25 protein-coding genes are annotated in these 25,548 nt (G+C 34.1%); 3 read left to right on the top strand and 22 right to left on the bottom strand.

Annotation, left to right across the window (positions count from 1 at the left end):
- Window positions 1-4: 4 nt before the first annotated feature.
- The 6 genes from NST77_RS02775 to NST77_RS02750 all read right to left on the bottom strand — a co-directional run bounded on the left by NST77_RS02775 (window position 5) and on the right by NST77_RS02750 (window position 7,051).
- Window positions 5-1,210 carry a putative glycoside hydrolase gene (locus NST77_RS02775; protein WP_341122718.1) on the bottom strand — a complete coding sequence of 402 codons (1,206 nt, stop codon included), beginning with the start codon at window positions 1,208-1,210 and terminating at the stop codon, window positions 5-7.
- Between the two features lie 178 nt (window positions 1,211-1,388).
- On the bottom strand, window positions 1,389-2,315 hold the full coding sequence (locus tag NST77_RS02770) for an ABC transporter ATP-binding protein (RefSeq protein ID WP_341122717.1): 927 nt from the start codon (window positions 2,313-2,315) through the stop codon (window positions 1,389-1,391).
- Window position 2,316: 1 nt separating this feature from the next.
- Window positions 2,317-3,384, bottom strand: a complete 1,068-nt coding sequence (locus tag NST77_RS02765; protein ID WP_341122716.1) for an ABC transporter ATP-binding protein — start codon at window positions 3,382-3,384, stop codon at window positions 2,317-2,319.
- Window positions 3,385-3,396: 12 nt separating this feature from the next.
- On the bottom strand, window positions 3,397-4,314 hold the full coding sequence (locus NST77_RS02760; RefSeq protein WP_095330012.1) for an ABC transporter permease: 918 nt from the start codon (window positions 4,312-4,314) through the stop codon (window positions 3,397-3,399).
- A 2-nt stretch (window positions 4,315-4,316) separates the two neighbouring features.
- A complete protein-coding gene (locus NST77_RS02755) occupies window positions 4,317-5,252 on the bottom strand; it encodes an ABC transporter permease (RefSeq protein ID WP_095330013.1) in 936 nt (311 codons plus the stop codon).
- 185 nt (window positions 5,253-5,437) lie between these two features.
- Entirely contained in the window at window positions 5,438-7,051 is a 1,614-nt protein-coding gene (locus NST77_RS02750) for a peptide ABC transporter substrate-binding protein (RefSeq protein WP_341122715.1), read from the bottom strand.
- Between the two features lie 681 nt (window positions 7,052-7,732).
- On the opposite strand from NST77_RS02750, the gene trpS reads away from it, so the two are divergent.
- Window positions 7,733-8,722 (top strand): tryptophan--tRNA ligase, encoded by a 990-nt coding sequence (trpS, locus tag NST77_RS02745; protein ID WP_095330015.1) that lies wholly within the window; start codon window positions 7,733-7,735, stop codon window positions 8,720-8,722.
- Between the two features lie 376 nt (window positions 8,723-9,098).
- Here the strand turns inward: trpS and NST77_RS02740 are convergent, their stop codons facing one another.
- The 5 genes from NST77_RS02740 to NST77_RS02720 all read right to left on the bottom strand — a co-directional run bounded on the left by NST77_RS02740 (window position 9,099) and on the right by NST77_RS02720 (window position 14,237).
- Window positions 9,099-9,845, bottom strand: a complete 747-nt coding sequence (locus NST77_RS02740; protein WP_123259782.1) for a YjbA family protein — start codon at window positions 9,843-9,845, stop codon at window positions 9,099-9,101.
- 348 nt (window positions 9,846-10,193) lie between these two features.
- The gene (locus NST77_RS02735; RefSeq protein WP_235850257.1) at window positions 10,194-10,949 is read right to left on the bottom strand and encodes a DUF2268 domain-containing protein; all 756 of its coding nucleotides are present in this window, start codon (window positions 10,947-10,949) and stop codon (window positions 10,194-10,196) included.
- Window positions 10,950-11,298: 349 nt separating this feature from the next.
- Window positions 11,299-11,793 carry a Fur family transcriptional regulator gene (locus tag NST77_RS02730; protein ID WP_144545296.1) on the bottom strand — a complete coding sequence of 165 codons (495 nt, stop codon included), beginning with the start codon at window positions 11,791-11,793 and terminating at the stop codon, window positions 11,299-11,301.
- Between the two features lie 193 nt (window positions 11,794-11,986).
- Window positions 11,987-13,228, bottom strand: coding sequence for a beta-ketoacyl-ACP synthase II (fabF, locus tag NST77_RS02725; RefSeq protein WP_047942462.1), 1,242 nt, complete (start codon window positions 13,226-13,228; stop codon window positions 11,987-11,989).
- A 70-nt stretch (window positions 13,229-13,298) separates the two neighbouring features.
- Window positions 13,299-14,237 carry a beta-ketoacyl-ACP synthase III gene (locus tag NST77_RS02720; protein ID WP_095330017.1) on the bottom strand — a complete coding sequence of 313 codons (939 nt, stop codon included), beginning with the start codon at window positions 14,235-14,237 and terminating at the stop codon, window positions 13,299-13,301.
- Between the two features lie 390 nt (window positions 14,238-14,627).
- Here NST77_RS02720 and NST77_RS02715 point away from each other — a divergent pair, with 390 nt between their 5' ends.
- The gene (locus NST77_RS02715; RefSeq protein WP_095330018.1) at window positions 14,628-15,026 is read left to right on the top strand and encodes a hypothetical protein; all 399 of its coding nucleotides are present in this window, start codon (window positions 14,628-14,630) and stop codon (window positions 15,024-15,026) included.
- Window positions 15,027-15,090: 64 nt separating this feature from the next.
- Here NST77_RS02715 and NST77_RS02710 read toward each other — a convergent pair whose 3' ends face one another.
- The 11 genes from NST77_RS02710 to NST77_RS02660 form a co-directional block, all read right to left on the bottom strand.
- On the bottom strand, window positions 15,091-15,867 hold the full coding sequence (locus tag NST77_RS02710) for a Cof-type HAD-IIB family hydrolase (protein WP_171509446.1): 777 nt from the start codon (window positions 15,865-15,867) through the stop codon (window positions 15,091-15,093).
- A 21-nt stretch (window positions 15,868-15,888) separates the two neighbouring features.
- A complete protein-coding gene (locus NST77_RS02705; protein WP_123259087.1) occupies window positions 15,889-16,566 on the bottom strand; it encodes a transaldolase family protein in 678 nt (225 codons plus the stop codon).
- A 146-nt stretch (window positions 16,567-16,712) separates the two neighbouring features.
- Entirely contained in the window at window positions 16,713-17,156 is a 444-nt protein-coding gene (locus NST77_RS02700; protein ID WP_249937920.1) for a PTS glucitol/sorbitol transporter subunit IIA, read from the bottom strand.
- Entirely contained in the window at window positions 17,137-18,159 is a 1,023-nt protein-coding gene (srlE, locus tag NST77_RS02695; protein WP_123257246.1) for a PTS glucitol/sorbitol transporter subunit IIB, read from the bottom strand. The genes NST77_RS02700 and srlE overlap by 20 nt, the downstream gene beginning before the upstream one ends.
- Window positions 18,160-18,175: 16 nt before the next feature.
- Window positions 18,176-18,727: a PTS glucitol/sorbitol transporter subunit IIC gene (gene srlA / locus NST77_RS02690; protein WP_095330020.1), complete on the bottom strand. Its 552-nt coding sequence runs from the start codon at window positions 18,725-18,727 to the stop codon at window positions 18,176-18,178.
- A gap of 15 nt (window positions 18,728-18,742) precedes the next feature.
- Window positions 18,743-19,192, bottom strand: a complete 450-nt coding sequence (locus tag NST77_RS02685) for a transcriptional regulator GutM (protein ID WP_171509445.1) — start codon at window positions 19,190-19,192, stop codon at window positions 18,743-18,745.
- Window positions 19,193-19,203: 11 nt separating this feature from the next.
- The gene (locus NST77_RS02680) at window positions 19,204-21,078 is read right to left on the bottom strand and encodes a BglG family transcription antiterminator (protein WP_341122714.1); all 1,875 of its coding nucleotides are present in this window, start codon (window positions 21,076-21,078) and stop codon (window positions 19,204-19,206) included.
- 177 nt (window positions 21,079-21,255) lie between these two features.
- Complete coding sequence (locus NST77_RS02675; RefSeq protein ID WP_123257244.1) at window positions 21,256-22,056, bottom strand: SDR family oxidoreductase; 801 nt, start codon at window positions 22,054-22,056, stop codon at window positions 21,256-21,258.
- Window positions 22,057-22,308: 252 nt separating this feature from the next.
- Entirely contained in the window at window positions 22,309-23,328 is a 1,020-nt protein-coding gene (locus NST77_RS02670) for a BMP family ABC transporter substrate-binding protein (RefSeq protein ID WP_249937919.1), read from the bottom strand.
- A gap of 22 nt (window positions 23,329-23,350) precedes the next feature.
- Entirely contained in the window at window positions 23,351-24,136 is a 786-nt protein-coding gene (locus NST77_RS02665; protein ID WP_123257243.1) for a hypothetical protein, read from the bottom strand.
- A 163-nt stretch (window positions 24,137-24,299) separates the two neighbouring features.
- Entirely contained in the window at window positions 24,300-25,037 is a 738-nt protein-coding gene (locus tag NST77_RS02660; protein ID WP_095330023.1) for a hydrolase, read from the bottom strand.
- A gap of 296 nt (window positions 25,038-25,333) precedes the next feature.
- Here NST77_RS02660 and NST77_RS02655 point away from each other — a divergent pair, with 296 nt between their 5' ends.
- The gene (locus NST77_RS02655) at window positions 25,334-25,513 is read left to right on the top strand and encodes a YjzD family protein (protein WP_235844452.1); all 180 of its coding nucleotides are present in this window, start codon (window positions 25,334-25,336) and stop codon (window positions 25,511-25,513) included.
- Window positions 25,514-25,548 lie beyond the last annotated feature (35 nt).

Raw genomic sequence — 25,548 nt, 5'->3', positions numbered from 1 at the left:
TAATTTAATCTCCTTTATCCTCTTTATTTTTCGGTGTGTAATCGACATTCTTCGTATAATTATTCCCAGCATTCCATAATAAAAACTCATTAACTCCTTGATCATTCAAAGCTTCAATTTGTTTTTGAACCTCTTCTTTTCCATATACTTGATAATTATCTTTGCCCAGCCAGGCAGCTGTAAAATCCTGTAGCCATGGTCTTGAAATAGGTGGATTCTCTAATTGATTTAATTTTTGCTTTTCTACTTTCATATACTCCCTTACAAGTTCATAGGGGAATAAATCGGGCTTTTCAATCCCAAAATAATTTGTCCAGTGACTTGGATAGATCATAGAAGAAATAACATCGACATGTTTGCTTATTTTTGAAAAATTCTGGCCAATTCCAGGAGCTTCTTCTAAGGTTGCTGTATATCCAAATATATCAACAGAAACCTTCACATTATATGGCTTTAATTTTTCTTTTGCATATTGGACAAAGTCCGTAACTGCTTCTACTCGTTTCTCCCCTTCACTCTTATTTAATTTATGATAATCTCCTTTCGTATAGCTTAGTATATCTCCTTTATTTTCAAATCCCTCTGGAAAACGCACGTAATCAAACTGTATCTCTTGAAACCCCATTTTAGCTGCTTCGATAGCAATATTAATGTTATAATCCCAGACCTTTTTTTCAAACGGGTTAACAAACGCTTCTCCTCTCCCATTCGTCCAAACCTTCTCTCCTTGGACAAAAGACCATTCGGGTTTTTCCTTAGCTAATATAGAATCTTTAAAGACAACAATTCGCGCAATCGGATAAATTTTTTCCTTTTCAAGCTCCTGTAAAAGCACTGTCATATTTTTTATCGATTGGCTGCCAATTTCTCTATAAGGCGAATCCTCTTCCGGCATAAAAGTCAAATTACCATGATCTTCTTTATAATCAATTACCATAGCATTCAAATCTGTCGTTTTCACTAATTCCATTAATTGACTCCATTTGTTTCCTTCAATGGATTGACTGTTTACATAAATACCTCTCACAGCATCCGGATATGTAAAATTAAGGTTAGTCTTCATTCTAGGTAAAGAAGCTGGCAAATGTTTAACCATAATTTCTACTTGTTTAGTTGGTTGTTTAGGAATTACCTTTTCCCCTTTTGCAAATGCAATATTGGGGATCAACAAATATATACTTAATCCAATGGATAATATTTTCTTTTTCATCGTGAAAACTCCCATCTACATACAGTATCTATTATCTATTGAGACTCTATCCATGATGTATCCCTTTTATTGTAACAAACACAATCAAGCATAATCTAGCAATTTCCCAACTGTGCGTAGGCAACCATTCTAAAAAGCCGACAATCAAGGATTGCCGGCTTGGGATTTACTTATTCTCTCATTGTATTTTATATTTTTTATATTCACTTTCAGAGCAATAAACGAAATGTCCTGGTTTAATTTCTCTCATTTTAAGCTCTTCACCCTCTTGATATTGATGAACCGCTGGATCATAAACCGTTCTTTTTCTTGTTCGCTCTGTTTCTGGATCTGGCAGAGGAATCGCTGACAATAACGACTGTGTATATGGATGAATCGGATTATTGTATAATTCATCTGCAGGCGCTATTTCCACTAATTTCCCGAAATACATCACACCAATACGATCACTAATATATTTCACCATGGATAAATCATGGGCAATAAATAGATAGGTTAAACCCTTTTCCTTTTGAAGCTTCTTCATCAAGTTTACTACCTGTGCTTGAATAGAAACATCTAATGCAGAAATTGGTTCATCAGCAATAATAAAGTCTGGATCTACAGCTAATGCACGCGCAATTCCAATTCTTTGTCTTTGACCGCCTGAGAACTCATGCGGATAACGATTGGCATGCTCTTTATTTAAACCAACTGTATGAAGCAGCTCATATACTTTTTCCATTCTCTCTTTTTTGTTTTTCGCTAAACCGTGAATATCAATGCCTTCTGCAATTATATCAGCAACGGTCATTCGAGGATTTAAAGAAGCATACGGGTCTTGGAAAATCATTTGCATTTTACGATGAAATTTCTTTAATTCCGCTCTTGATTTTCTTCCATGAACATCTTCTCCATTAAATAAAACTTGACCGCCTGTTGCATCATAAAGGCGGATAATTGTTCTACCAGTTGTAGATTTCCCACAGCCAGATTCGCCTACTAAACCTAATGTTTCTCCTTTGAAAATATCAAAGGTAATATCATCTACTGCTTTGACAACATTAGGAGTATCGACATTGAAATACTGCTTCAGATTTTTTATTTCTAATAACTTTTCTGCCATTTTATTTATCCCCCTTTACTAATACTGGTGTTTCAAAGTTAGAGGGTAACGTTCTTATTCTTTCTTTAACTGAAGCTGCTGGTTCTACTGCTGGCGCATTCGGATGCAGTAACCACGATTTCACAAAATGTGTTTCAGACACTTGATACACTGGCGGCTCTTGTTCAAAATCAATTGCTAATGCGAATGGATTTCTCGCAGCAAATGCATCTCCTACAGGAGGATTCGTTAAATCTGGAGGTGTTCCTGGAATAGCAGCAAGCTCATCTTCATTATCATTGTCTAAACTTGGCATAGATGCAAGAAGCCCCCATGTATAAGGATGTCTAGGATCGTAAAAAATTTCATCAACTGTTCCCATTTCAACAATTTGGCCAGCATACATTACAGCAACACGATCAGCCACATTTGCCACTACCCCTAAATCATGGGTAATGAAGATAATGCTTGTATTCATTTTCTCTTGCAAATCTTTCATTAAATCTAAAATTTGCGCTTGAATCGTAACATCTAAAGCTGTTGTTGGTTCATCTGCAATTAATAGATGTGGATTAGCCGCTAAAGCAATAGCAATCATCGCACGTTGTCTCATCCCACCAGAAAATTCATGCGGATATTGATCCACTCTTTTCTCTGGTTTAGGAATTCCAACTAAACTTAACAATTCAATTGCTTTCTTTTTTGCCTTTTCCTTGTTCATTTGCTGATGTTTTATCAGTACTTCCATGATTTGTGTACCAATACGCATAGTCGGATTCAAAGATGTCATAGGATCTTGGAAGATCATACTCATTTCCTTCCCACGGATACTTTCCATCTCTTTATCTGTTTTTTGAACAATATCTTCTCCATCAAATAAAATTTGTCCACCTTTAATATGGCCAGGAGGCATCGGGATTAATTTCATTAATGTTTGGGACGTAACACTTTTACCTGATCCAGATTCACCAACAATAGCTAATGTTTCTCCTTTGTATAAATCAAAGGATACTCCACGAACTGCCTGCACTTCTCCTCCATACGTATGGAATGAGACTTGTAAATCCTTTACTTCTAATAATTTTTCCATGTATCTCACTCCTTACTTACGTAGTCTTGGATCAAGAGCATCTCGGATTCCATCGCCAATAACATTAAAGGCAAATATTGTTAAACAGATAAACATGGCAGGGAAAAATAATCGCCATGGATAATATTGCAGTGCTCCGATTCCATCATTAGCCATCGTTCCCCAGCTGGCTAATGGAGGAGTTAATCCTAATCCAAGATAGCTTAAAAATGCCTCTGTAAAAATAGCATTAGGTACAGTTAAAGTTAATGTCACAAGAATTGGCCCCATTGCATTTGGGACTAAATGCTTGCTCATAATTCTTGAAACACTTGCTCCTAGCGTTCTGGAAGCAAGAATATATTCTTGGCTCTTTAAGGATAATACTTGTCCTCGAACCATTCTCGCCATATTAATCCAGCCAGTAATACTCATTGCCAGAATCATCGTCCATATTCCCTGGCCAAGAACAACCATTAAAAGAATTACTAGTAAAAGATAAGGAATACCATATAATACGTCCGCTATACGCATCATTACTTCATCGGTTTTGCCACCTTTATAACCTGCAATCCCTCCCCAGATTACGCCGATAACTAAATCAATCAATGCTGCGGCTACCCCAATAAATAGTGATATTTTCGCACCATACCAAATCCGCGCAAACATATCTCGGCCAAGATCATCTGTTCCAAAATAATGTTCTGCACTTGGAGGCTGATTCGTTTTTGTATAATCATTCTCATAATAATTATACGGAGTTAATAACGGCCCTATTAAAGACATAACAATTAAAAGAATTAAAAGAACAAGTCCAAAAACCGCAAGTTTATTTTTCTTAAAACGAGTAAAAACATCTTTCCAAAAAGACAGACTTGCTTTTGATATTTTCTCTGATTCTATGGTACTGTTGCCGACTATTTCAAATTTATCTTTCGAAATTTCTTGCATCTTTACGCTCCTTTCTTCCCGCCCGATAGTTTAATTCGAGGATCTATTAATCCGTACAATAAGTCGACAAGAAGAACAGATACTAACAGGATAATACTATAGAAAACTGTTACGCCCATAATCGCTGTATAATCACGGTTATTTATGCTTTTAACAAACTGTGATCCAAGACCTGGAATACCAAAAATTTTCTCAATAACAAAACTACCTGTAACAATCCCAGCCGATAATGGCCCCATGTATGAAACAACCGGAAGAATCGCATTACGGATGGCGTGCTTCACTGTAATATTAAAGCCGCTTATTCCTTTTGCTTTTGCTGTTTTAATATAATCATTGCTTAATACTTCTAGCATAGAAGATCTAGTTAATCGAGCAATAAATGCTGTAGGACCAGCTGCTAATGCGATTGCTGGCAGAACACTTTGCATAAATGTTCCCCATCTTGCTACAGGGAATATCCCTAGCTTCATTGCCAAAATATATTGCAAAAAAGCTGCCATAATAAACGAAGGTACTGATATTCCTAATACAGCAACAATCATTGCCAGATAATCTTGCCATTTATTATGTCTTAAAGCAGCAATTACACCTAATGTAACACCAATGGCCAAGGCGATAAAAATTGCTTCTACACCCAAGACTAATGATACTGGGAATCCTTCATTGATTAATTGATTCACTGTTTGGCTCTTATATTTAAAAGATGGACCAAAATCCCATTGAACAACTCTTAGCAAATACTCTCCATATTGAACATACCAAGGCTGATCAAGTCCATAATGGGCATTTAAATTTGCTTCAATTGCAGGCGGCATTTTCTTTTCCGATGTAAATGGGTTACCTGGTGCCATCCTCATGAAGAAAAACGTAGCTGTAATGATTAACCATAAGGATAACGCCATAAACAGCAAACGTTTTGTTAAGTACTTTATCATGGTTTTACCTCCATTTTTTTCTAAAACAATGCCAATTAGCAAGGAAGAGGATGCCCTAGGAAACGAGCTTACTAAGAAAGTATCACTCGTTAAATAAGGCAGCCTCTTTTTTCTCTTTAGCTTTGTACTTTCATAAAAATTCGAATTGCCTAAAGCATGATGAATGAACAAAGCGAACCATTGTATTATTCAAAATGTGCCCATTTTAACTGTGCTTCTCCTAAACCTGAAATGACTACATCTTTCAGATTATCTTTTTGTACCCATGTATTTGTATAGAAATAAACAGGTGCAATCGGAAGTTCGTTCATTAAAATAGTTTCTGCATCTTGTAATAATTGTTTGCGTTTTACCTCATCTGTCTCTTTTTGTGAAGCATCAAGAAGTTTTTTGTATTCTGGATTTTCCCACCCAGTATCGTTATTTCCTCCGTTTGCATCACGGTATAATTCTAGGAAATTAAATGCGTCATTATAGTCACCAGACCATGACATACGTCCAACCTGGTAGTCACCAGAATCAATTTTCTCTAGATAAACTTGCCATTCTTCATTATCTAGCTCTACATTAATTCCAAGATTTTTCTTCCACATATCTTGAACCGCTTGTGCAATCTTAGCATGCGCTTCACCGGTATTATATGATAATGTGATTTTTGGTAAGTCTTTTACACTTGCATAGCCTTCCTCTTTTAAACCTTTTTCCAGAGCTGCTTTTGCTGCTTTGATATCTTTATCTTTAAAATAACCTTTTTCGTTTTCTGAAAACATGGTTGGAGGAACAACTGCTGTTGCTGGAATTTGTCCACCTTGTGTAATTTGCTCAACAATTGCTTTACGATCTATCGCATATGTTAAAGCTTTACGAATATTTTCATTGTTAAATGGCTTTTCATTTGTATTAAATTTATACCAATAAGTACCTGCTATCGCTTTGATATTTAGGTCACCTTTATCTTTTAAAGCTTTAATAGAATCAGTAGGTAATGCACCAAAAGGTAAGCCAGCCCAATCTAATTCATCGTTATCAAACATGCTTAATTCTGTTGTTGGATCTTCTACCATTGTCATTTCTACTGTTTCTAATTTAACTTTGTCTGCATCCCAATAGTCTTCGTTCTTTTCTAAAAGGATAGACTCACTATGATTCCATTCCGTCATTTTGAAAGGACCATTCGTTACATAATCATCTCCAGCATTTTTATACCAATCTGGATTTGCTTCTGCAACTTTTTTATTAACTGGGAAATAAGTATAGAAAGCTAGCAATTGTAAGAAATATGGCGTTGGGTTTACTAATGTTACTTCTAACGTTTTTTCATCTACTGTTTTAATAGCAACATCATCAAGACTACCTTTACCATTGTTTGCTGCTTCAGCACCTTTAATGGCATATAGTTGATAAGCATACTGTGATTGATTTTGAGGATTAAGTGCCCATTTCCAAGCATATTCAAAGTCTGCTGCCGTTACTGGATCACCATTTGTCCATTTTGCATCTTCGCGGATTTTGAACGTGTAAGTTAACTGGTCATCTGATATATCGATTTTTTCTGCCATAGCTGGCTGCGGAACTCCATCTTTATCAATTCGAGTTAACCCTTCAAAAGTTTGAATTAACACTCCACCAGATGTTGAATCTGTAGCTAATGCTGGATGTAATGTTGGTGGCTCTGAAACAATATTTAAACGAAGATTTTGTGATGCTTTATCACTAACACCTTTGTTATTACCACATGCAGCAAGAAAAGCACTGAGTATAAGCACTAAACTCATTAGTACAAGCATTCTTTTTCTCATGTAATTACCCCCTTAATAATTTCCTCAAATGGAACTTCGAAAATAGCTTTCCCACTCTAAACCTCAGAATACACAAGCAATCATTGCCTAAATAGTCAGTCAATTAGAATAAATGACAGTTTCCAATTAAAATAGAGCACGATAAAACGCACAAAATATTATATAGGAATAATTATTTCATTCATTACAAATTATTTATGTATTCTTACATGTTTTTAAATAGTCTGAAATATTACTACCTAATCCATTCGCAATGACAATTATATAGTTGGATTATTCAACACGCAAGAACTTTGTGGAATTTTGTAGAATTTTGTAGAATAAAAACAAATCTGAAATATATAAATCTACAGAATAATTATATTAATATAAATTTATCAGAATTCAAATTTATTCCTCGCATCATTAGTTGCATCTATTCTTTTTTATTAAAATTGGCAAACTTTAAGAAAACAGCCTTTGCATATCAACTAATCATGCTAAAATGGTTATAATAATGATATTGATAATTAAGTTTCTAGATTCTATTTTTAACAGTACTATCGTATTTGCTTGAAGAAAAACGTTTCTCTTGCAGATAAACATAGCTCTAAAATAAACTATTAAATAGAATAAACCGCTTGATTAGAAACATCCATAAACTAATCAAGGGTCTAGAATACATATTGGAGGAAGTATTTGATGAAAACTATCTTTTCTGGGATTCAACCAAGCGGCACCATTACATTAGGGAATTATATAGGTGCATTAAGTCAATTCGTGGAGCTGCAAGATGAATACAATTGTTTCTTCTGTATTGTGGATCAACATGCCATTACAGTGCCTCAAGATCGCATGGTACTTCGAAACAATATTCGCAGCTTAGCAGCTCTGTACTTAGCTGTAGGAATTGACCCTAATAAAGCGACTTTATTTATTCAATCAGAAGTACCAGCCCATGCCCAAGGAGCTTGGGTGATGCAGTGTATTTCTTATATCGGCGAATTAGAAAGAATGACACAATTCAAAGACAAATCAACTGGCAAAGATGCTGTTTCTGCTGCATTATTAACCTATCCACCATTAATGGCTGCAGATATCCTTCTATATAGTACAGATATTGTTCCAGTTGGAGAAGATCAAAAACAACATCTTGAATTAACTCGTGATCTAGCCGAGCGTTTTAATAAAAAATATAATGATATTCTTACTATTCCTGAAGTACGCATTCCAAAAGTAGGAGCTCGCATTATGTCATTACAGGATCCTACAAAGAAAATGAGTAAATCTGATACAAATAATAAGGCAACCATCACTTTATTGGACGAGCCAGCACAGATTACGAAGAAGATTAAAAGTGCGGTAACAGACTCTGAAGGTATCGTTAAATTCGATCGAGAAAATAAACCAGGGGTTTCCAACCTTTTATCAATTTATTCTATTCTTTCAGGGGAAAGTATCCAAAGCCTTGAAGAAAAGTACGAAGGAAAAGGATATGGAGATTTCAAGTCTGACTTAGCCAACGTTGTAGTGGATGCATTAAAACCAATTCAAGAAAAATACAATGAGCTAATGAATTCAACTGAATTAGATGACATTTTAGACGAAGGTGCGGCAAAAGCAAATAAAGTGGCAGGGAAAATGATTAAAAAAATGGAAAACGCAATGGGATTAGGACGTAAACGTCGTTAAGCCCCTCCCTTATCAAAACGATGGTTAACTTCATCGTTTTTTTATGCTCCAAATCAGTAGGGTGAAGATAGCAGATGGGGAATTACAGTTGACACGAATTTATGGGATGTGTGAGAAAAATTATATCAGGGTCAATTTGTCTTTATAACAGAGAAGCCTTCTCTGTTACCTTTTCCTAATGAAATTTCGCAAAATGGATACAAAGCTGCCTTCTCCGTTACCCTATCCTGATGAAATTCGCAAAATGACGAATAAAACCCAAACAATCACAGGAAATATACTTGCTATCTCCTCAGAGTGTTTGGGTTTAACTTAGTGCTAGGATACTTAAGTGGCAGGCTTTTTTATCCTATAAATTTTATTAAATTGGTTATTATTAATTTACTTTCGGACCATGCTCCATTTCCCAAAGCTTTTCAAAAAAGGGCTGACCTTTTATAATATTCTCACAAAACTGTTCATGCTTTTTAGACCATCCGTATTTTGTACACTCATATAGTTCATTCCATGCATGCTCAAAATCTAAATGCTGAATTTCAAAATAGCGTTCTGGGCTCCATTCTGTATACCAATAACGAACTTCTGCTACGTTTTCAGAAGAATGTAGTTGATCTAATGCCATAAACAGTAATTGCTTTAATTGCCTTTCTTTTCTTGTTAATCCATTCATCACATGAGGATCAGGTGATAGTATATGGAACTCCTTTTGCTCTTCCGTGTTTTGAAAGTTATAATAAATCGTTTCTTGATTTTCAAGCAATTCATAGGCCAATTGTTCTTGTCTAGGTATCATTCGGCTTTTTCGAATGGGAACAGAGTATCCGATTGTATCTACTACTAAAAGACCAATCCCATCAGAAACAACAAAACAATAATCTAATTGAATTCGTTCATGATTCTTCCGTAGATATGCCTTCTGATAAATCTCTTCTAATAATTGTCGTGGTATTTCTGCCAAGTCATTTTCTATGTAATTGTATAAGCATGAATCTACTTTCAAAAGTGGAACTTGGTCCAATAATTCAACACCATCATCTTTTCTCCATTCATGAAAGTGACATACATTATATCCGTTTTCTTCCCCTTCAAACCAATTTACCCAAACATCATGAAGATACTGCATATTTTATCCCTCACTTCAACAACTGTTTGTCCATAAGTATTGTCAGAGCTTAGTAAATTTATTCCTATTTTCAAAGGATTATTTTTTTTATGTCGATTTTCTCTTTATGTTCCAGTTTCCCTAGTAATAGGTATACATATAGCGGAATATCATTTTTCTCTTTAAATATATTGCTAAAGTTCATCCTAAAAATTGAAAAATCATTTTTATAACCTATTAACATAATATGTACAAACTTTCGCTAACATGTCTTTTTCTTTTTTATAAAGAGGAGATCCCCTTTCAATGTTCCCATAAAAAATAGACGAGCTATTCTGCTAAACTCGTCATTCAAATAGTAGTATAGTATTACAAAAAAGCTTCACTATTAATTGTGAAATGATCTTTTTCTAAGATTTTTTGCTTGGAATGTAAAGAATTCACAAGATAAAAACCTGTATTATAGCCAATAAGACGGGGATAGCGTCTATAACCATACAATAAATCATCATGTTTCTCTTCTGTTTTCTTTACATGTAAATGTTCCTTAAGCTCTGTCTCCCAAAATTGCTTTATTTCTTCTTCATCATACAAGTGACACCAATTAGCATTATAGGCTTCTCCGCAGTTTTCTTTCACCGCAAGCTCCGCTAACCCTTCCATTATGATGGAATCTAGTAAGGTATAATCCTCTATAGCTTTTTTTTGGTAATGAATTCGGCATACATGATGATATTCATGAATAAAAAGGGCTTCTAGCTCTTTTTCATTTTCGACATCATCAATAAATAAGAAAAGTTGATCAGGAAACGATACACCAGATTTATTTTCGTCTCCTCTCCAAGAAGACTGAAAAGGAAATACGTATATAGGTATATCTGGCCCCTTCCATTTTTTCTTATACTTAAAAAAAATCCGTTCTACTTTACTCCACGTATCTTGTTCCTTCATCTTCTCAAATGCTTGTCTCGAATGTCTTGATGGCTTATACATCCCAAATCTCATTAAATATCGATATATATTTTGAGGCTTATCTCCATCAAATGCTGATTGAAAATGTTCACATATTGTAGTTGGTTCATAAAAATTATCTTCTAACCATTTATTTGTTTTGATTACCCCCACCGCTATTTCCCCTCTTCATTCTTTTTTTCCTATTCATTTAAACAGTATATGGATTTCGAAATTAGAGGTTCCAGAGCTGGCAGCGTATTGATACTAAACGACTTACTATTTAACCTTGATAGCAGTCAGGCTTTTCAAAACCTCCCTATACAAAAAAGGATAGACAATGAAGAACGCACTCCCAGTTCTCCTTTGTCTATCCTTTTTCTTTGTAATCAAAATAAATTTGTATATTTAGCTTTATTTCTGAAAATCTTTCAATATTCTACTTCCACATCCACATCGGATGGAATGCTTTAATTTTTTGATTGGTTGTTTACATTCTAAACAAATAGTTTCTTGTTTTCGTTCATGCTTTTGAACACTGCTCACAGGTTCCATAAAATTGGAGGCTGTGGGAACTGATATGGAATTTAGATATGGATTTCGCAAATGCCTCTACCTCCCTTAACATAGGATACCAAATATCAACTATTTCTCCGCAATCGCTACAGACAATATGATAATGCTCCTCTTTCTTCCATTCATATTTACTTAATCCTTCTCCGAATTGTATTTCTTTTAATAATTGTAATTCCGTAAATAAATGAACATTATTATAAACAGTTGTAATACTAACCGAAGGCATATTCTCATTTAGGACATGGTAAATTTCATCTACTGTCCAATGCTTGTTGTCTTTAGAAAGTATATTAATTAATTCTAGCCGTTGTGGTGTTAAACGTATATTTTTTTCTTTTAAGAGGTTTTTAGCTCTTTCTATACTAAGCATAGAATTCTTCCTTTCTACGTGATATGCTAGTTCTCCTTCTAAAGAAAGCGTTTTCTTTATAAATTGATTCATTCCGAATTTTCTATGTTAAATAATAGAATTATAGTTTTAATTATATACACTTTATAATAATAGTCAATATTAATTTAAAATCATTATAAATAAAGGAGGTTTTATTTTAACAATAAAAAACTGCTAAGCCTCGATTAATAAATGAAGCTTAGCAGTTTTTTTATTAAATGCTCTTTCAAACAAAATCCATGAATTATTGATATTTTTTAAACACAATTGTAGCGTTATGACCGCCGAATCCTAGGGAATTACTCATTGCTACATTTACTTCTTGTTTTCTATGTGTATTGATAACATAGTCTAGATCACAATCTGGATCTGCTGTTTCAAAATTTATTGTTGGTGGCACGATGCTATCTTTTATTGCTAATACGCTAAAAATAGCTTCAATTCCCCCTGCTGCACCTAGTAAGTGACCTGTCATTGATTTGGTCGAACTCATTGGTACTTTATAAGCATAGTCTCCAAATACTTCTTTGACTGCCATTGTTTCAAACTTATCGTTATAAGCAGTACTTGTACCATGTGCATTAATATATGAAACATCTTCTGGAGTAAGTCCTGCATCATTGATTGCCATTTTCATTGCTCTTGCTCCACCTTCGCCTCCTGGTGCAGGGGAAGTAATATGATAAGCATCTCCAGTCGAACCATACCCAACTATTTCTGCATAGATTTTAGCACCTCTCGCTAATGCATGCTCTAATTCTTCAAGAACAACGATTCCTGCTCCTTCTCCGATAACAAAGCCATCACGATTTGCATCAAATGGTCTGCTTGCTGTTTTTGGATCTGGATTGAAAGATAACGCAGTATTTGCACAGAAGCCTGCTACTGACATTTTAGTAATCGGCGCTTCTGCCCCCCCAGTAATCATCGCATCAGCATCGCCACGCTGAATTACTTTAAAGGCATCTCCGATTGAGTTTGTACCCGTTGCACAAGCAGTAACCGTACAAGAATTCACGCCTCTTGCTCCTAATGTAATCGATACCTGTCCTGATGCCATATCTGGAATTAACATTGGTACGAAGAAAGGACTTACACGTTTATATCCTCTTTTTTGGAAAGTTTCATATTGATTTTCGAAAGTCTCCATTCCACCAATACCAGACCCAATCCAAACCCCAACACGCGGTGCGTTTTCATCCGTAATTTGCAATTCGGCATCCTTTACAGCCATCAAGGAAGCTGCGACTGCATATTGTGTAAAGCGATCCATTTTTCTAGCATCTTTTTTATCCATAAAATCCTCTGGATTAAAGTCCTTCACTTCTGCAGCAACTTTAGCTGGATATTCATCTGCATTTATTCTAGTTAATGGTCCAATCCCAGAAACTCCAGCAACAATATTTTTCCAGGTAGTTATTGCATCATTACCAAGCGGTGTTACAGCACCAATACCAGTAACAACTACTCTTTTATTTGTACTCATGACTTTTTCTCCTTTTTTGTAATTATCATCAACTTAAAAAGTATGTTCTATTTATATAGGAAGTAATTTATTATCTACCCCAGCGCATTGCAATCGCGCCCCAAGTCAGACCTCCACCAAAACCAACCATTACAAGTACATCATCATCTTTGATTTTACCAGCCTCTAATTCTTCCACCAATGAAATCGGTATAGATGCAGCACTTGTATTTCCATATTTATGAACTGTCTTCGATAGTTTTTCTTCCGGTAAATTCAATCTTTGTCTAGATGCTTCCATAATGCGAATATTAGCTTGGTGTGGAATAAGGAAGTCTACGTCTTCTTTAGATAAACCAGCTTTCACCAAAACATTCTCACTGCTTTCTCCCATTTGGCGAACAGCAAATTTAAAAACTTCTCTACCATTCATGTAAATATAGTCTTCCTCATCTAAATAAAGATGTTTTCCACCAGAACCATCTGCCCCTAGTTCAAAAGAAAGAATGCCTCTTCCTTCAGAAACTTTCCCTAATACAGCAGCTCCTGCACCGTCACCAAAAAGAACAGCAGTATTGCGATCTTCCCAGTTCGTAATTTTAGAAAGCTTTTCTACCCCAACTACTAGTATATATTTATAAACTCCTGTATCAATAAATTGTTTTGCAGTTATCATCCCATACATAAAACCTGCACATGCAGCACTTAAATCCATCGCTGCTGCTTTTTTAGCTCCTAGTTTCTCTTGAATCATACAGGCAACAGAAGGGAATGATTGATCTGGCGTAACAGTTGCCACCATAATCATATCAATATCTTCTGGATGAATACCAGCATCATCAATTGCTTTCTGTGCTGCAGCTAATGCAATATCAGATGTATCTGTATTGTCGTCTGCAATTCTTCGTTCTTCTATCCCAGTTCTTGTTCTAATCCATTCATCATTCGTATCAACCATTTTTTCTAAATCAAAGTTTGTTAAAATTTTCTCTGGAAGTTCACGGCCAATACCAATTATTCCTGTTCCCAAAGCTTTCAGCTCCTTTATAGTCACCGGTTATCCGGTATATGTTTCGTTTATGACTGTTAATATGAACAGTCTTTTCATAAAATCTTATTAGAATGATTGCTACAATCAATGCCAGTCTGGTTGAGTTTAAATCGGTGCCTTTTGTAATTCACAAACAAAGAAGCTTACCATTTTCTTCGTTTCTCCTAACTGTTATTCAAGAAAAAAGAAAATAGTATTCATACAATATATATTATTATCAATTATTATGACTTGGTACTAATTTTATCAAATTCCTCTACCCTTTTGCAACATATTTTACTTTCTATTACATTGGTCTAAGCATTCCTTGATATTTATCATAGCATATTAAGAGCATCATTCCATGATCGTGAAATAGGAGGAAATATTGTGGAGGATTTTAAAGATGAATTCTATGATGAAAAAGACAAGGAAAAAATAGAAGAGGAAGAAATTGAAATTGATCACTTTTCCATGTTTATGTTTGGTACAAACCGTCAATCCGTTAGAAAAAAGCAACAGATTGAACATTCTCAGCATAACGACAAGGAACCATCCTACAACAGAAGAGAGAAAGGGGATGATTGGATTCTTGGAAGAAGTGGCGGAAATACAAAGCAAGTGGAAGAAAAAGATGAAAATGTAAATATTGATGCGGTAGCAAATTTTTTAAATCAAATTGACATGGAGCTTCTGATTAAAAACGTTGATATGTTTATGACATCGGCAAATGACTTAAAGCCTATTTTTAAGAAAATTACCCCATTTATAAAAAAATGGATGGATTAACTTTGCAAGATATCATTACTTGTTAATCCATCCTCTTTTATTATTTTTAATTTTTACTAACGGATCAAATGATTCCACATAATTGCAATCCATTTACAATACCATCCTCATCGTTACTAGTTGTAACATAGCTGGCTGATTTTTTCACAATATCAAATGCGTTTCCCATTGCAACTGGATATTTAACGAGCTCAAACATTTCTAAATCATTTAATCCGTCTCCAAATGCATACGTATTCTCAACAGAACAATTTAAATGAGTTAACAAATACTTTATGCCCGTTGCCTTTGACTTTCCTTTGGGGTAAATATCACATCCATAAGGTGAATTTCTTATAAACTGAAAATGTGGGAACTTCTCCTGATAATAGACTTCTTCATCCGGTTCACAAAAAATTAACATTAAATGAACGGGTTCTTGATTGTACAAGCATTCATTTATAGGAGGATATTTCCCACCTACTCTTTCATAATTCTTCCTAATTAAAGTTGAACCCTCATTTGTAATACAAATCTTTTCCGCATTATAGAACGCCATTTCATGCCTATTTTTAATTGTATCCAGATGAAGTTCTTTTACTACACTTACTTCTAATGGATTTTCATAAATCGTTGTTCCTTTATACACTACATACTGTCCATTCATAGCAACTACTGAATTAATACCTGTTGCTTCTAATATATATCCTATTTCCATTAATGTTCTACCTGTAGCTATAATAGGCTCAATCTCGTTTTCCATTAATTTTTTAATTGCCGCAATAGAACTATCTGACACAGTAAGCTCACTCGTCAGAAGTGTTCCGTCTAAATCAAAAAATACAATTTTGTTCGTTTCCATATTTGTTTCGCTCCCATTCATTTACTTAAGAAGGGGATTTCCACCCTTTCCAAACGTATCCTTCCACTGACTCTGAAAGACCCTAACATCTCTAGTAGTTGCTGGAAAATCAATTAATTTTTCAATTATTTCAGGAGCTACAGTTATAGTATGAGCTCCAGTTAAACATGCTTCATAGACCTGTTGTACGTTTTTAAAACTTGCCGCTAACACCTCTGTACTAATTTTATGTGTGGTAAACAGAGTAATTATTTCACTCACTACACGAATGCCATCTCCAGATAAATCATCAATCCGATTAACATAAGGAGCAACATACTTTGCACCTGCTTTTGCCGCGATTAATGCTTGAAATGGAGTATATATCGTTGTGGCTAACGTTGGTATTTTTTTAGCAGTCAACGCTTTTATTGCTTTTATCCCTTCTTCCGTAACAGGAATTTTTATAATTATCTTCCCTGAAATCCTTGTTTGGAAATACTCAGCTTCCTTTACTATTTCACTTGCATTATCTGCGATAACTTGAATAAAAAGCTCTTTCTCTTCTCCTATTATTTTCCGAATATCTTGAAGAACTTGAATATAGGGCTTTTTTTCCTTTACGAGAATAGAAGGATTAGTAGTCACACCAGAAATGGGATAATATTCATTTATTCTTTCAATTTGCTCATAATTTGCTGAATCAATATATAGTCTCATGGAAAGATTCTCCTCTTTTCTTTTAAAAAAATTTAGCAAAAAATTAAAAATAGAAGATCCCCAATTCATTATCAACATGCACCTTATTTTTACTTAACTCATTGCAATGTTTATAAATTCTAATTGGAAATCTCCTATCGAATCTTTTACTCGGAAACAATTCGTATTTTCGTACCAATTTCTAAAACTGGCATGTCTTTATCTTCTATATAAAGAGTACCAGGAAGTTCAGGAGTTGTGGCCCCATTAAAGCGTAAAGTAATATGTCCCATAGATGTTAAATTTTGTTCTACAATTTCGCCAACAGATGTTATTTCATATGATTCATTATTTATCATTACTTTCTGACCTGTTTTTATCCTATCCTTGACACCAACTACTTCAATTCCGTAGCAAAATTCTGCTAATTCTTTAGGTGCTCCCTCTCCAAAGAGAATGATCATCTTTTCTTCTACAAAGCTTGTGGCTAATGACCCTATACTATTAATTGTGTTTTCGTAAATTGTTTTCATCTTAACCGGCATATTGAGATGCCATTCGCCTCCATTAGTTGTTTTATTATCCTCTTTCTTAATTACTATATAATCCAAAACTTGCTAACCAAGCAACGAATACTCGTGGTACCCCTATTAAAAATCTTGAATATAATACGGACGGTACCCCTACTTCTACTGTTTCTGCTTCTGCCTCTGCTAGACCTAACCCGACAGGAATAAAATCTGCTGCACATTGTGTATTTATAGCAAAAACTGCAGGTAACGCTAAGTTCGGTGGGATATTCCCCTTACCAATTTCAACACCTATTAAAGTTCCGATAATTTGGGCAATTACCGCCCCAGGTCCTAATAACGGTGATAGAAATGGTAAAGAGCATATTAAACCGATTAATAAGAGACCGATAATGTTTCCTGCTAATGGAGACATTAAATTAGCGAATACGCTTCCAATTCCGGAACCTTGAATGATACCAATTAATAATGATACAAATGCCATAAATGGAATAATTGTATTAATTAATGTTTGAACTGCTTCACGACCAGCTTGATAAAAAGTACTGATTACTTTCCCTGCTCCAAGCCCTATTTTTGTAAGAAGTCCTTGTTTATGATTTTCAGCCAATGTTTGAGAGATTTTTTTGTCTGTACTATATTTATATTCTTTCTTAGGTATATTATCTTCCTTATCTACTGAACTCGCATTCTCCAAGACAGCTTCGTTTTCCATAAGTTCAATTTGATTTAATCCTACCGCAGACACATAAATATCTTCTGTGATAAATTTTGCTAAAGGACCACTTTTCCCTGTAGGCATTATATTAATCGTTGGTATTCTTTTTTGTGGATAAATCCCACATCTTAATGTCCCACCACAATCAATAATTGCAATGGCAATTTGCTCATCAGGTACAGAGGTTTTAAATCCATTAACCGCCTCCACTCCTGTTAATTCCACAATTTTATCAACTATATCTGGCTTTGCTCCTCCACCAGTAATATATACAATTTTATTTCTTTGCTCCGTTGGAGTAACTATCAGCGGACCACCAAATCCACCATTCCCTTTTTTTATTTTTATCGTTCGATAATGTGCCATATCGGTATCCTCCATCTTAATGATTTAAATTCACTTCGGAATTTAATTTTATTCCTTGCTGTTTTTCTACCATTTTCGTTGTAAAATCCGTAATCCAACCTGCGAAGAAATTCATAACTAATCCCACAAGGAAGTACCTAACCGCTAAATCAGCCGTGCTAAAGCCTAATTGTTCTATTCCTGCAGCAATTCCTAGGAAAATAAATAGCTCTCCTGGATTAATATGAGGAAATAGTCCATTACTTGTGTGACAGAAGTAAGATGCAGATGCATAATAACTAGGTTTATATTTCTCTGGTAAAAATCTTCCTAACGATAATCCCATTGGATTACCTAACATAAATGTCCCTAATAATGGCAAAACTAAATATCTTAATAATGGATTTTTGGAAGAAGCCGACGCTAAACGATTAATGCGATTTTCACCTATTAATTGAATGATAGTATTCATCGCTACCAGTAGTAATAACACTACTGGAACTATACCTGTCATCCAGGAAATGAACGTCTCTGCTCCTGTATCAAATAAATTTCTAAATCCTTCAGCAAACTTTATGATATAATCCATGAATTACACCTCTTCTTATTTTTTAAATGAAACGGCATTTTCTGCTCGTATCATCATTCTTTTAAAGAAACTATCTTTTTCTGGCACGACTCCACCATTCATAATTATCTTGTAATTATTCGAGGCATCTAAAATTGCATCTCTTAGTAATTTATTGCAATTCTTTAAATCTTCTTCTTTTAAATTTCTAATATTCTTATCAAGAAAACCTGGCAAATCTCGAAATTTCGCCATTACGGTGACTCCTTGCATTTTTTTTGCGGCAAGGATTCTGCCATTTTTATTGATTGCAAACAAAACAATTGTGCCTGCTTTAATCCGACCAGGTTTCTTCCCAATCGCTACTTTTCCCATTCTTCTTAGTTCCGAATAACCTTTAGTAAAATGTTTAATCTGTAAAAATCCCAATCCCATTTGAATAACAAATGCTCCTGCTATTAAAAGCATAATTATAATTAGTTCCATTCATTCACATCCTAAATATCCTTCTCTATTCCATCCTCGAGATAAAGACATAAATCTTCATATTTTTTAACTTGAATTAATTTATTCACTAATTTTGTATTAGAAGATATATTAATAATTTCATCATAAATTTTCACTAATAAACTAGCATCATATTCTGTATGTTCTGGTAAAGCTAACAAAAACACTAACTTTAACGCATGATTATCCTGCCAGACTGTTTCTGGAAAAATCCCTACCGCCAGCTCTATTTTGTCTGACTGATAATTGAGGGTATGTGGAAGTGCAATATATTTATCAAATATCATCGACCCTTTTTCTTCTCTTATTTGCAAGCGCTGTTTGAAGCCATCATCCACATAACCATTTAAAGTTAGCTGATCAACCATCCAATTTAGATTTTCTGAGTAACTTAACGATTTATCTAAAATAAAGAATTTTTGTTTATTTAGCAGTAGTTTAATAACAGAATGGAAACTTGTACTACTATTTTCTTTTATTTTAAATTTATCTAAGTAACTAATATGTTCGATTTGTTGCAGAACCTTTTTCTCATCAAAGATTTCATTAAGGATAACTAACGGCGTTTGAATGGCATAGGGTATATTAACTGTCGAAAAGACAATATCATACTTATCTAATGTATTCTTACTTAATTCATTTTCAGAAAAGATATCTATTTTAGTATGGGGGTCGAGTATTTTTTTCAGCTGCATTGCGACAATTTTTGCTGTCCCTCTACCAGTTCCACATACCACTACTACCTGTTCTAATTTCTTTAGATTGTCCTTGTTATTCTCAATGAAAATACCAAAGTATAATGCGATATATCCTAGTTCTTCTTCTGAAACTTTCATTCCATATTCTTTGAAAATACTTTCTCCAACTATTTCTGACATTTGATATGCCAAGGGGTACTTTCCTTTGATATCTTCTAATAAAGGATTTTTCAACTGGATATTAAACATTAATCGATTTATCATAAAAGTAAGATGATATTGTAAATCCTTATAAAAATCTCCACTTTCTTTTACCTTATTTAAATTAAACCCTAAATAAGTGATGCTATTATCCAAAAGATTCGTGATTTCCTTTGTTACTATAATACCTTCAATGGAATGACTATTAATTGGTGTCCTTCTCCCGACGATTGGCATTGCAATAAAAAGAATCTCACATCTAGGTAGGTTTATAGATAATTTCCTTTCAAGAACTTTGCCTATTTCTAAGGCTATATTGAAATCAGGTGAATTTACTATCTTATGGTAGTTATCATCCATTTCTTTTATAGAGTGACCTTTTAAAAAACGATCAAGCATAATAATAATAGAATGAAGTAATCTATCTTTCGTACTTATCTCAAAGTCATAATGATTGGCCACTTCTATAATTGCTTCTTTAATATCTTTATCCAATGAATCTTCGGTGAAAAGATATGGAAATAAATTATCCAGTATAAAAAATCGCAAATCTATTTCTCTACCTTTTAAGTACATTCCCTTGTTCTGTTTTCCTTTGATGGCAAGATTATACGTTTCAAGAGCCACTGAAGCTTTTTTTAATTCATTCACTAATGTTGTTCTTCCTAAATTTAGCTCAAAGGCCATTTCATCCATAGTTATTATTCCATCATCATTCAATAACATATCGATAACAGTTGCGATTCTTCTTTGAGGTGAATCAACCATTTGAGAGAGTTTATTAAACTGCTCTATAACCCTATTAAGCTTTTCCTGATTGTGGATTTTCAAAAAAAAACCTTTCCCTCTTTCATTAATCAATTCAGCTATTCCTTCTAATTCTTTATTAAATTGCTTAATAACTAGCCGAACTGTTCTTGCACTTATCCCCATTTGTTGCGCAAGATAATCTAAAGGACAATACATTTTTTTAGCTGTTAATTCTTAATTTTCCCTATGCGACTACTGGAATTTAAATCAGCCATTTAATTACCACACCCTTATATCCTGTTGTTCATATATGAACTATGCTTATATTCAATTCACTAAATATATCATAAAGCATTGGTATATTAACTGATTTATTCATTAAATGGTTAGTTATTAGCCACGTGATTTTCCACCTGATATATTAAAGGTTGTCCCTGTAATATAACTAGCTCTATCTGAAGCAAGATAGGATACTAAATCACCAACCTCTTTTAATTTCCCCTCCCTGCCAATCGGAATTGATTTACTGTAATCAGTTGATAGATCGTCTACAGTAACACCTCGAGTATAAGCTAAAGCTTCATTGTAAGCACTCGTGCGTAAACCTGTTTTCTCTAATATTCCTGGAGCAATAGCAACTACGCGAATATTATATGTCCCTAACTCTTTTGCCCATGCGCGAGAAAATGAGATTAGCGCTCCTTTGGTAGCAGAATAACAACTCTGACCTGCCGATCCTTCTTGACCAGCTTCAGAAGCAACATTAATAATTACCCCTTTACCTTGCTTCAGCATTTCCTTTGCTGCCGCTTGTGCACAAAGATATGGACCTTTTTGATTAACCGCAACCATAAAGTCAAAGTCTTTTTCATTTAATTCATATTGTGGTTTTTCTCCTTTTATATCAACTAGCAATCTTGGTAAGTTCACACCAGCATTATTAACTAAAATGTCAATCTTTCCATATTGTTCAACAACTTTATTAATCATTCGATCAATACTTTCTTTATTGGTGACATCACATTTAATAAGAAAAGAACCGTCTGCTTGCTGTCCCTCTTCTCCTACTAAATCAGAGATAATCACCTTCGCACCATTATTAACTAACTCTTTTGCAATAGCAAAACCAATCCCAGAAGATCCACCTGTTACAATGGCAACTTTCCCTTCCAGGTCTAACCATGAATTATTCATTTAAATTTCCCTCCTCATTATTAAGCGTTTTCATTTCTATGTTTTTTAGTATAAAGCTCATTCTTTATTACATTAATACCTTTATTTGCACATAATTGTGCAGACTCCTGTATTAATTTAAAAATGTATGATTTCCTTCCATTTCAGCTAAAGCTGCGAGTATTCCTAGTCATTTTTTTAATTTTTTTGTTCAAAAAAAAACAATCTTTCAAAAGATATCAAGCTTTCTTTCGATAAATTGTTTTTGATTTTCTATTTTAATTTAATTTCATCTGGCAACTTGCCTGTATTCTTATAGCGGTCTAAGTCTTTTTCCAATCGTTCTATAAACTCTTTATCTACATTGGGGCTATATTTCCCTAGAAAAATGGTATCATCTCTAATCCCACAGGAGCGATTTCCAGACTTTAGTTTGCCTTCATCAAATGCTTGAGCAATTTGCCCATAAAGCTTGGGGATATCTTGAATGGTGCTTGTTAAGACAGCATACTTCCCAATAGTGGACTGATCTGAAATATATCCAATCGCGTATAAACCATTTTCTTTCATTTTTTCCAGGATCCCCACATGAAAACTATCACCAACTGGATAAACCACGTCTACATGTTGACTGATCTCCTTATCTAACAGGTTCATTGCCTTTTCACGGTTATCCCAATCATTAACGAATTCTTTCAAGACATCTACATCCTTATTGATATAGTGGACGCCTGCTTCAAAACCAGTGGCTTCCTCTTGCCATTCGTATGCACCAATAACCCCAACCTTATTTGTTCTTGTCATATGTCCAGCAACCATCCCGCCAAAAAAGCCCATCGGATAATTCTCTAGTCTAATATTACTTGTATTCGGTTGTGTTGCAGGTTCTCTTCCATTTAAACTAACAAAATGGATGGAGGGAAATTTATGAGAAAGAATGTTAAAATACTGCACAAAGTTTCCGCCGTGGCCAAAAATTAAATTGACCCCTTTTCCCTGTAATTCCTTCACTGCTCTTTCTGCAACTGTGTAAGAATCAATAGACTCTTTATAAAACACATCTACCCCAAGTTTCGTATGTATATTTAATAATCCTTTATATCCTTGCGTCCCCCATGCCTGATCATTTACTGTTCCAACTACAAGAAGACCAACTTTTTCTATTTTCCCTTGTTTCTCCAGTGAACTATTAAAGAATAGAAAAAGGAAAAGAACACACGCCATTAGAGGAAGGATAAAAAAAAGCTTTCCCCTAATTATTGATTTACGAATGTTCATCCATGCACTTTTCATTGTATTTACTCCTATAATACTGCTAAATTCTATTAAATAAGTAATGCCTTTTTTGCTTTTCTATGTTATCCTCTATCGTCCCTTTGTTTTCAATGATTACTTCTTGTAAATTTCGAGATAATTGCAAAGTCTTATTTGTTTTTGGTATATCCCATTGTAATTGTTCTAAGCATCTTTGCCAATGGTTTATTTCCTTACTCTTTAATAGAATATCATTATTTTTTCCTTTCGTTGTCATTTTTACTACTTCCCTTACCGCATCTTCAATAAAAATTGCATCCATTGTATACTCGCGTACATTTAACTGAATATCGTTCTTCTCTTTTCCCTCTACAATCTGTTGAAATAAAAAATCATTTGGCTGCCACGGACCATAAAGTGTTGGTAGATGAATTACTTGTATATCATGGTCAACTAAATTATCTTTTAAAAAGGTTGCAAACTCTCTTTCTGACTCTATAGAAGTAATATTCACTAAAAAAATCAACTTTTTACCGCAGCTCTTTTCTTTGTCTCGAAAATTTGAAAACAGACTTTGGACCTTTTCGTATATTGATATTTGTTTTAATGTATAAAGGTCAAAATATATATGTTGTACATTTGAATCTTGGAGAATAAAAGGGAGCTTATCCAAGCTTTTCTCACTAAAATTCGCATTGCGCCCAATTTCCATTTTCTTATCTTCTAAATCTTCTATCGAAACTTCCGGATAGGAGATGCCGATTATTTTCTCTCCTTCTTCTAATAATGCGGAGCATATATGAAAGCCCACAAACTGATAAACGCCAAATATTACAGCTTTCTTCATGAAAAAGCCTCCCATTAAAATTACTTAATGTATCATATGCAATAAAAAAGACAATTATTTCATATGCTTAATAAAAGCTTGATTTAGTACCCATTCTTCTATGAAAAATTCAAAAAAGATGGTGCCTAATATAGCCTATGCTACTTGGACACCATCTTTTCTCTCAAAGCGACTTTTCATATTTTTTAAAAAACGTAGCAATTTGTTTCGGAATGGCACTCCTTTTCTCCGGTAATACATAAGAAACAAAAATAGGCAGGTCTTTTTCTTCCCAAATTACAGAAGCTTTTTTTAATCCATTTGATTGGTAATAGGATCTACCGTTATGCAAAATGTGAATAATTTTTGTTGGGATGTCTGCCTCATCTAACTGATACTCCTTTTTCTCCTTTACCATTTCGAATAACTCCTGCTTATTCGTATTAAAAGCGATACTTATCTCATTCGTTAACTTTTTTATAAAAAACTTATGCTCTTTCTCTCTATCTAAATGTTCTTTTAAAGATAAAATTGGGTTTAACAAAACAACAGATCGAATATTGTCTTTCATCTCCATCATTAATTGGATCGCTGTCAGTGCCCCCATTCCTTCAGCAATTATATGAATTCTCTGGTTTAATATTTCTGTTCGAATAATATGTTCATATAATCTTTTCGCCAATTGCAAAGCTTTTTCACTGCCCCAGTTCTTTCCATATAGATTGGAATAAAATATCGTATATCCATTATCCCGTAACGATTCAATTAAATTCCGCTTTCCTTCATTTTGGTTCCAAAAACTATTACTGTCGGTTACATAATTTCTTTCGTCTCCAATTATTAAGATACCGAAACCATTAGGTCGATGAGGATAATGTATCATGTTCCATTCGGTATCTAACAGGAAGTTCCGGTTCTCCATCTTAAAAACTCCTTTTTAGCATTTTCCTTCTAATAATGTATGTCTCTTTTATTAAAACGTAAGGGAGTTTGCCTATATTTCAAGAAGAAATGCGGAGTCATCTCAGAAAATAATCAGATTTTTTATCTATTTCTGTTAAAGGAATGACATATTAACAGAATCGGAAATACTATTTATAATGGAAAAAGTGAAGAATTTAAGAAAGCTCTATCATTCACATTTATTATTTAGCTTCGATGTGGTAAGATGGTTATGATAAGCAAGCTATAAAGAGGTGATTTCGGTTGCGTTACATAATGACAATTTTTTGGACATTTTTACTTGCTCAAATGTTAGTTTATGTTGTGGGTTCAATGAATGGGGTTCCTTTTAATTTTTCAATGGGGCTAATTCTGACAGCTGTCTTTTCCGTACTAGTTTTCATTTTATCAGCAATTATTCCAGATGAACCTGCTCATGAAAAAGGTTCTCATTAAAAATCTGTATATTGTAAGAGTGGGTGATTAAATAT

This window comes from Niallia sp. FSL W8-0177 (assembly GCF_038006285.1).
In the GTDB taxonomy this organism is placed as follows: domain Bacteria; phylum Bacillota; class Bacilli; order Bacillales; family Cytobacillaceae; genus Niallia; species Niallia circulans_A.
This window is presented reverse-complemented; position numbering and strand designations above follow the sequence as displayed.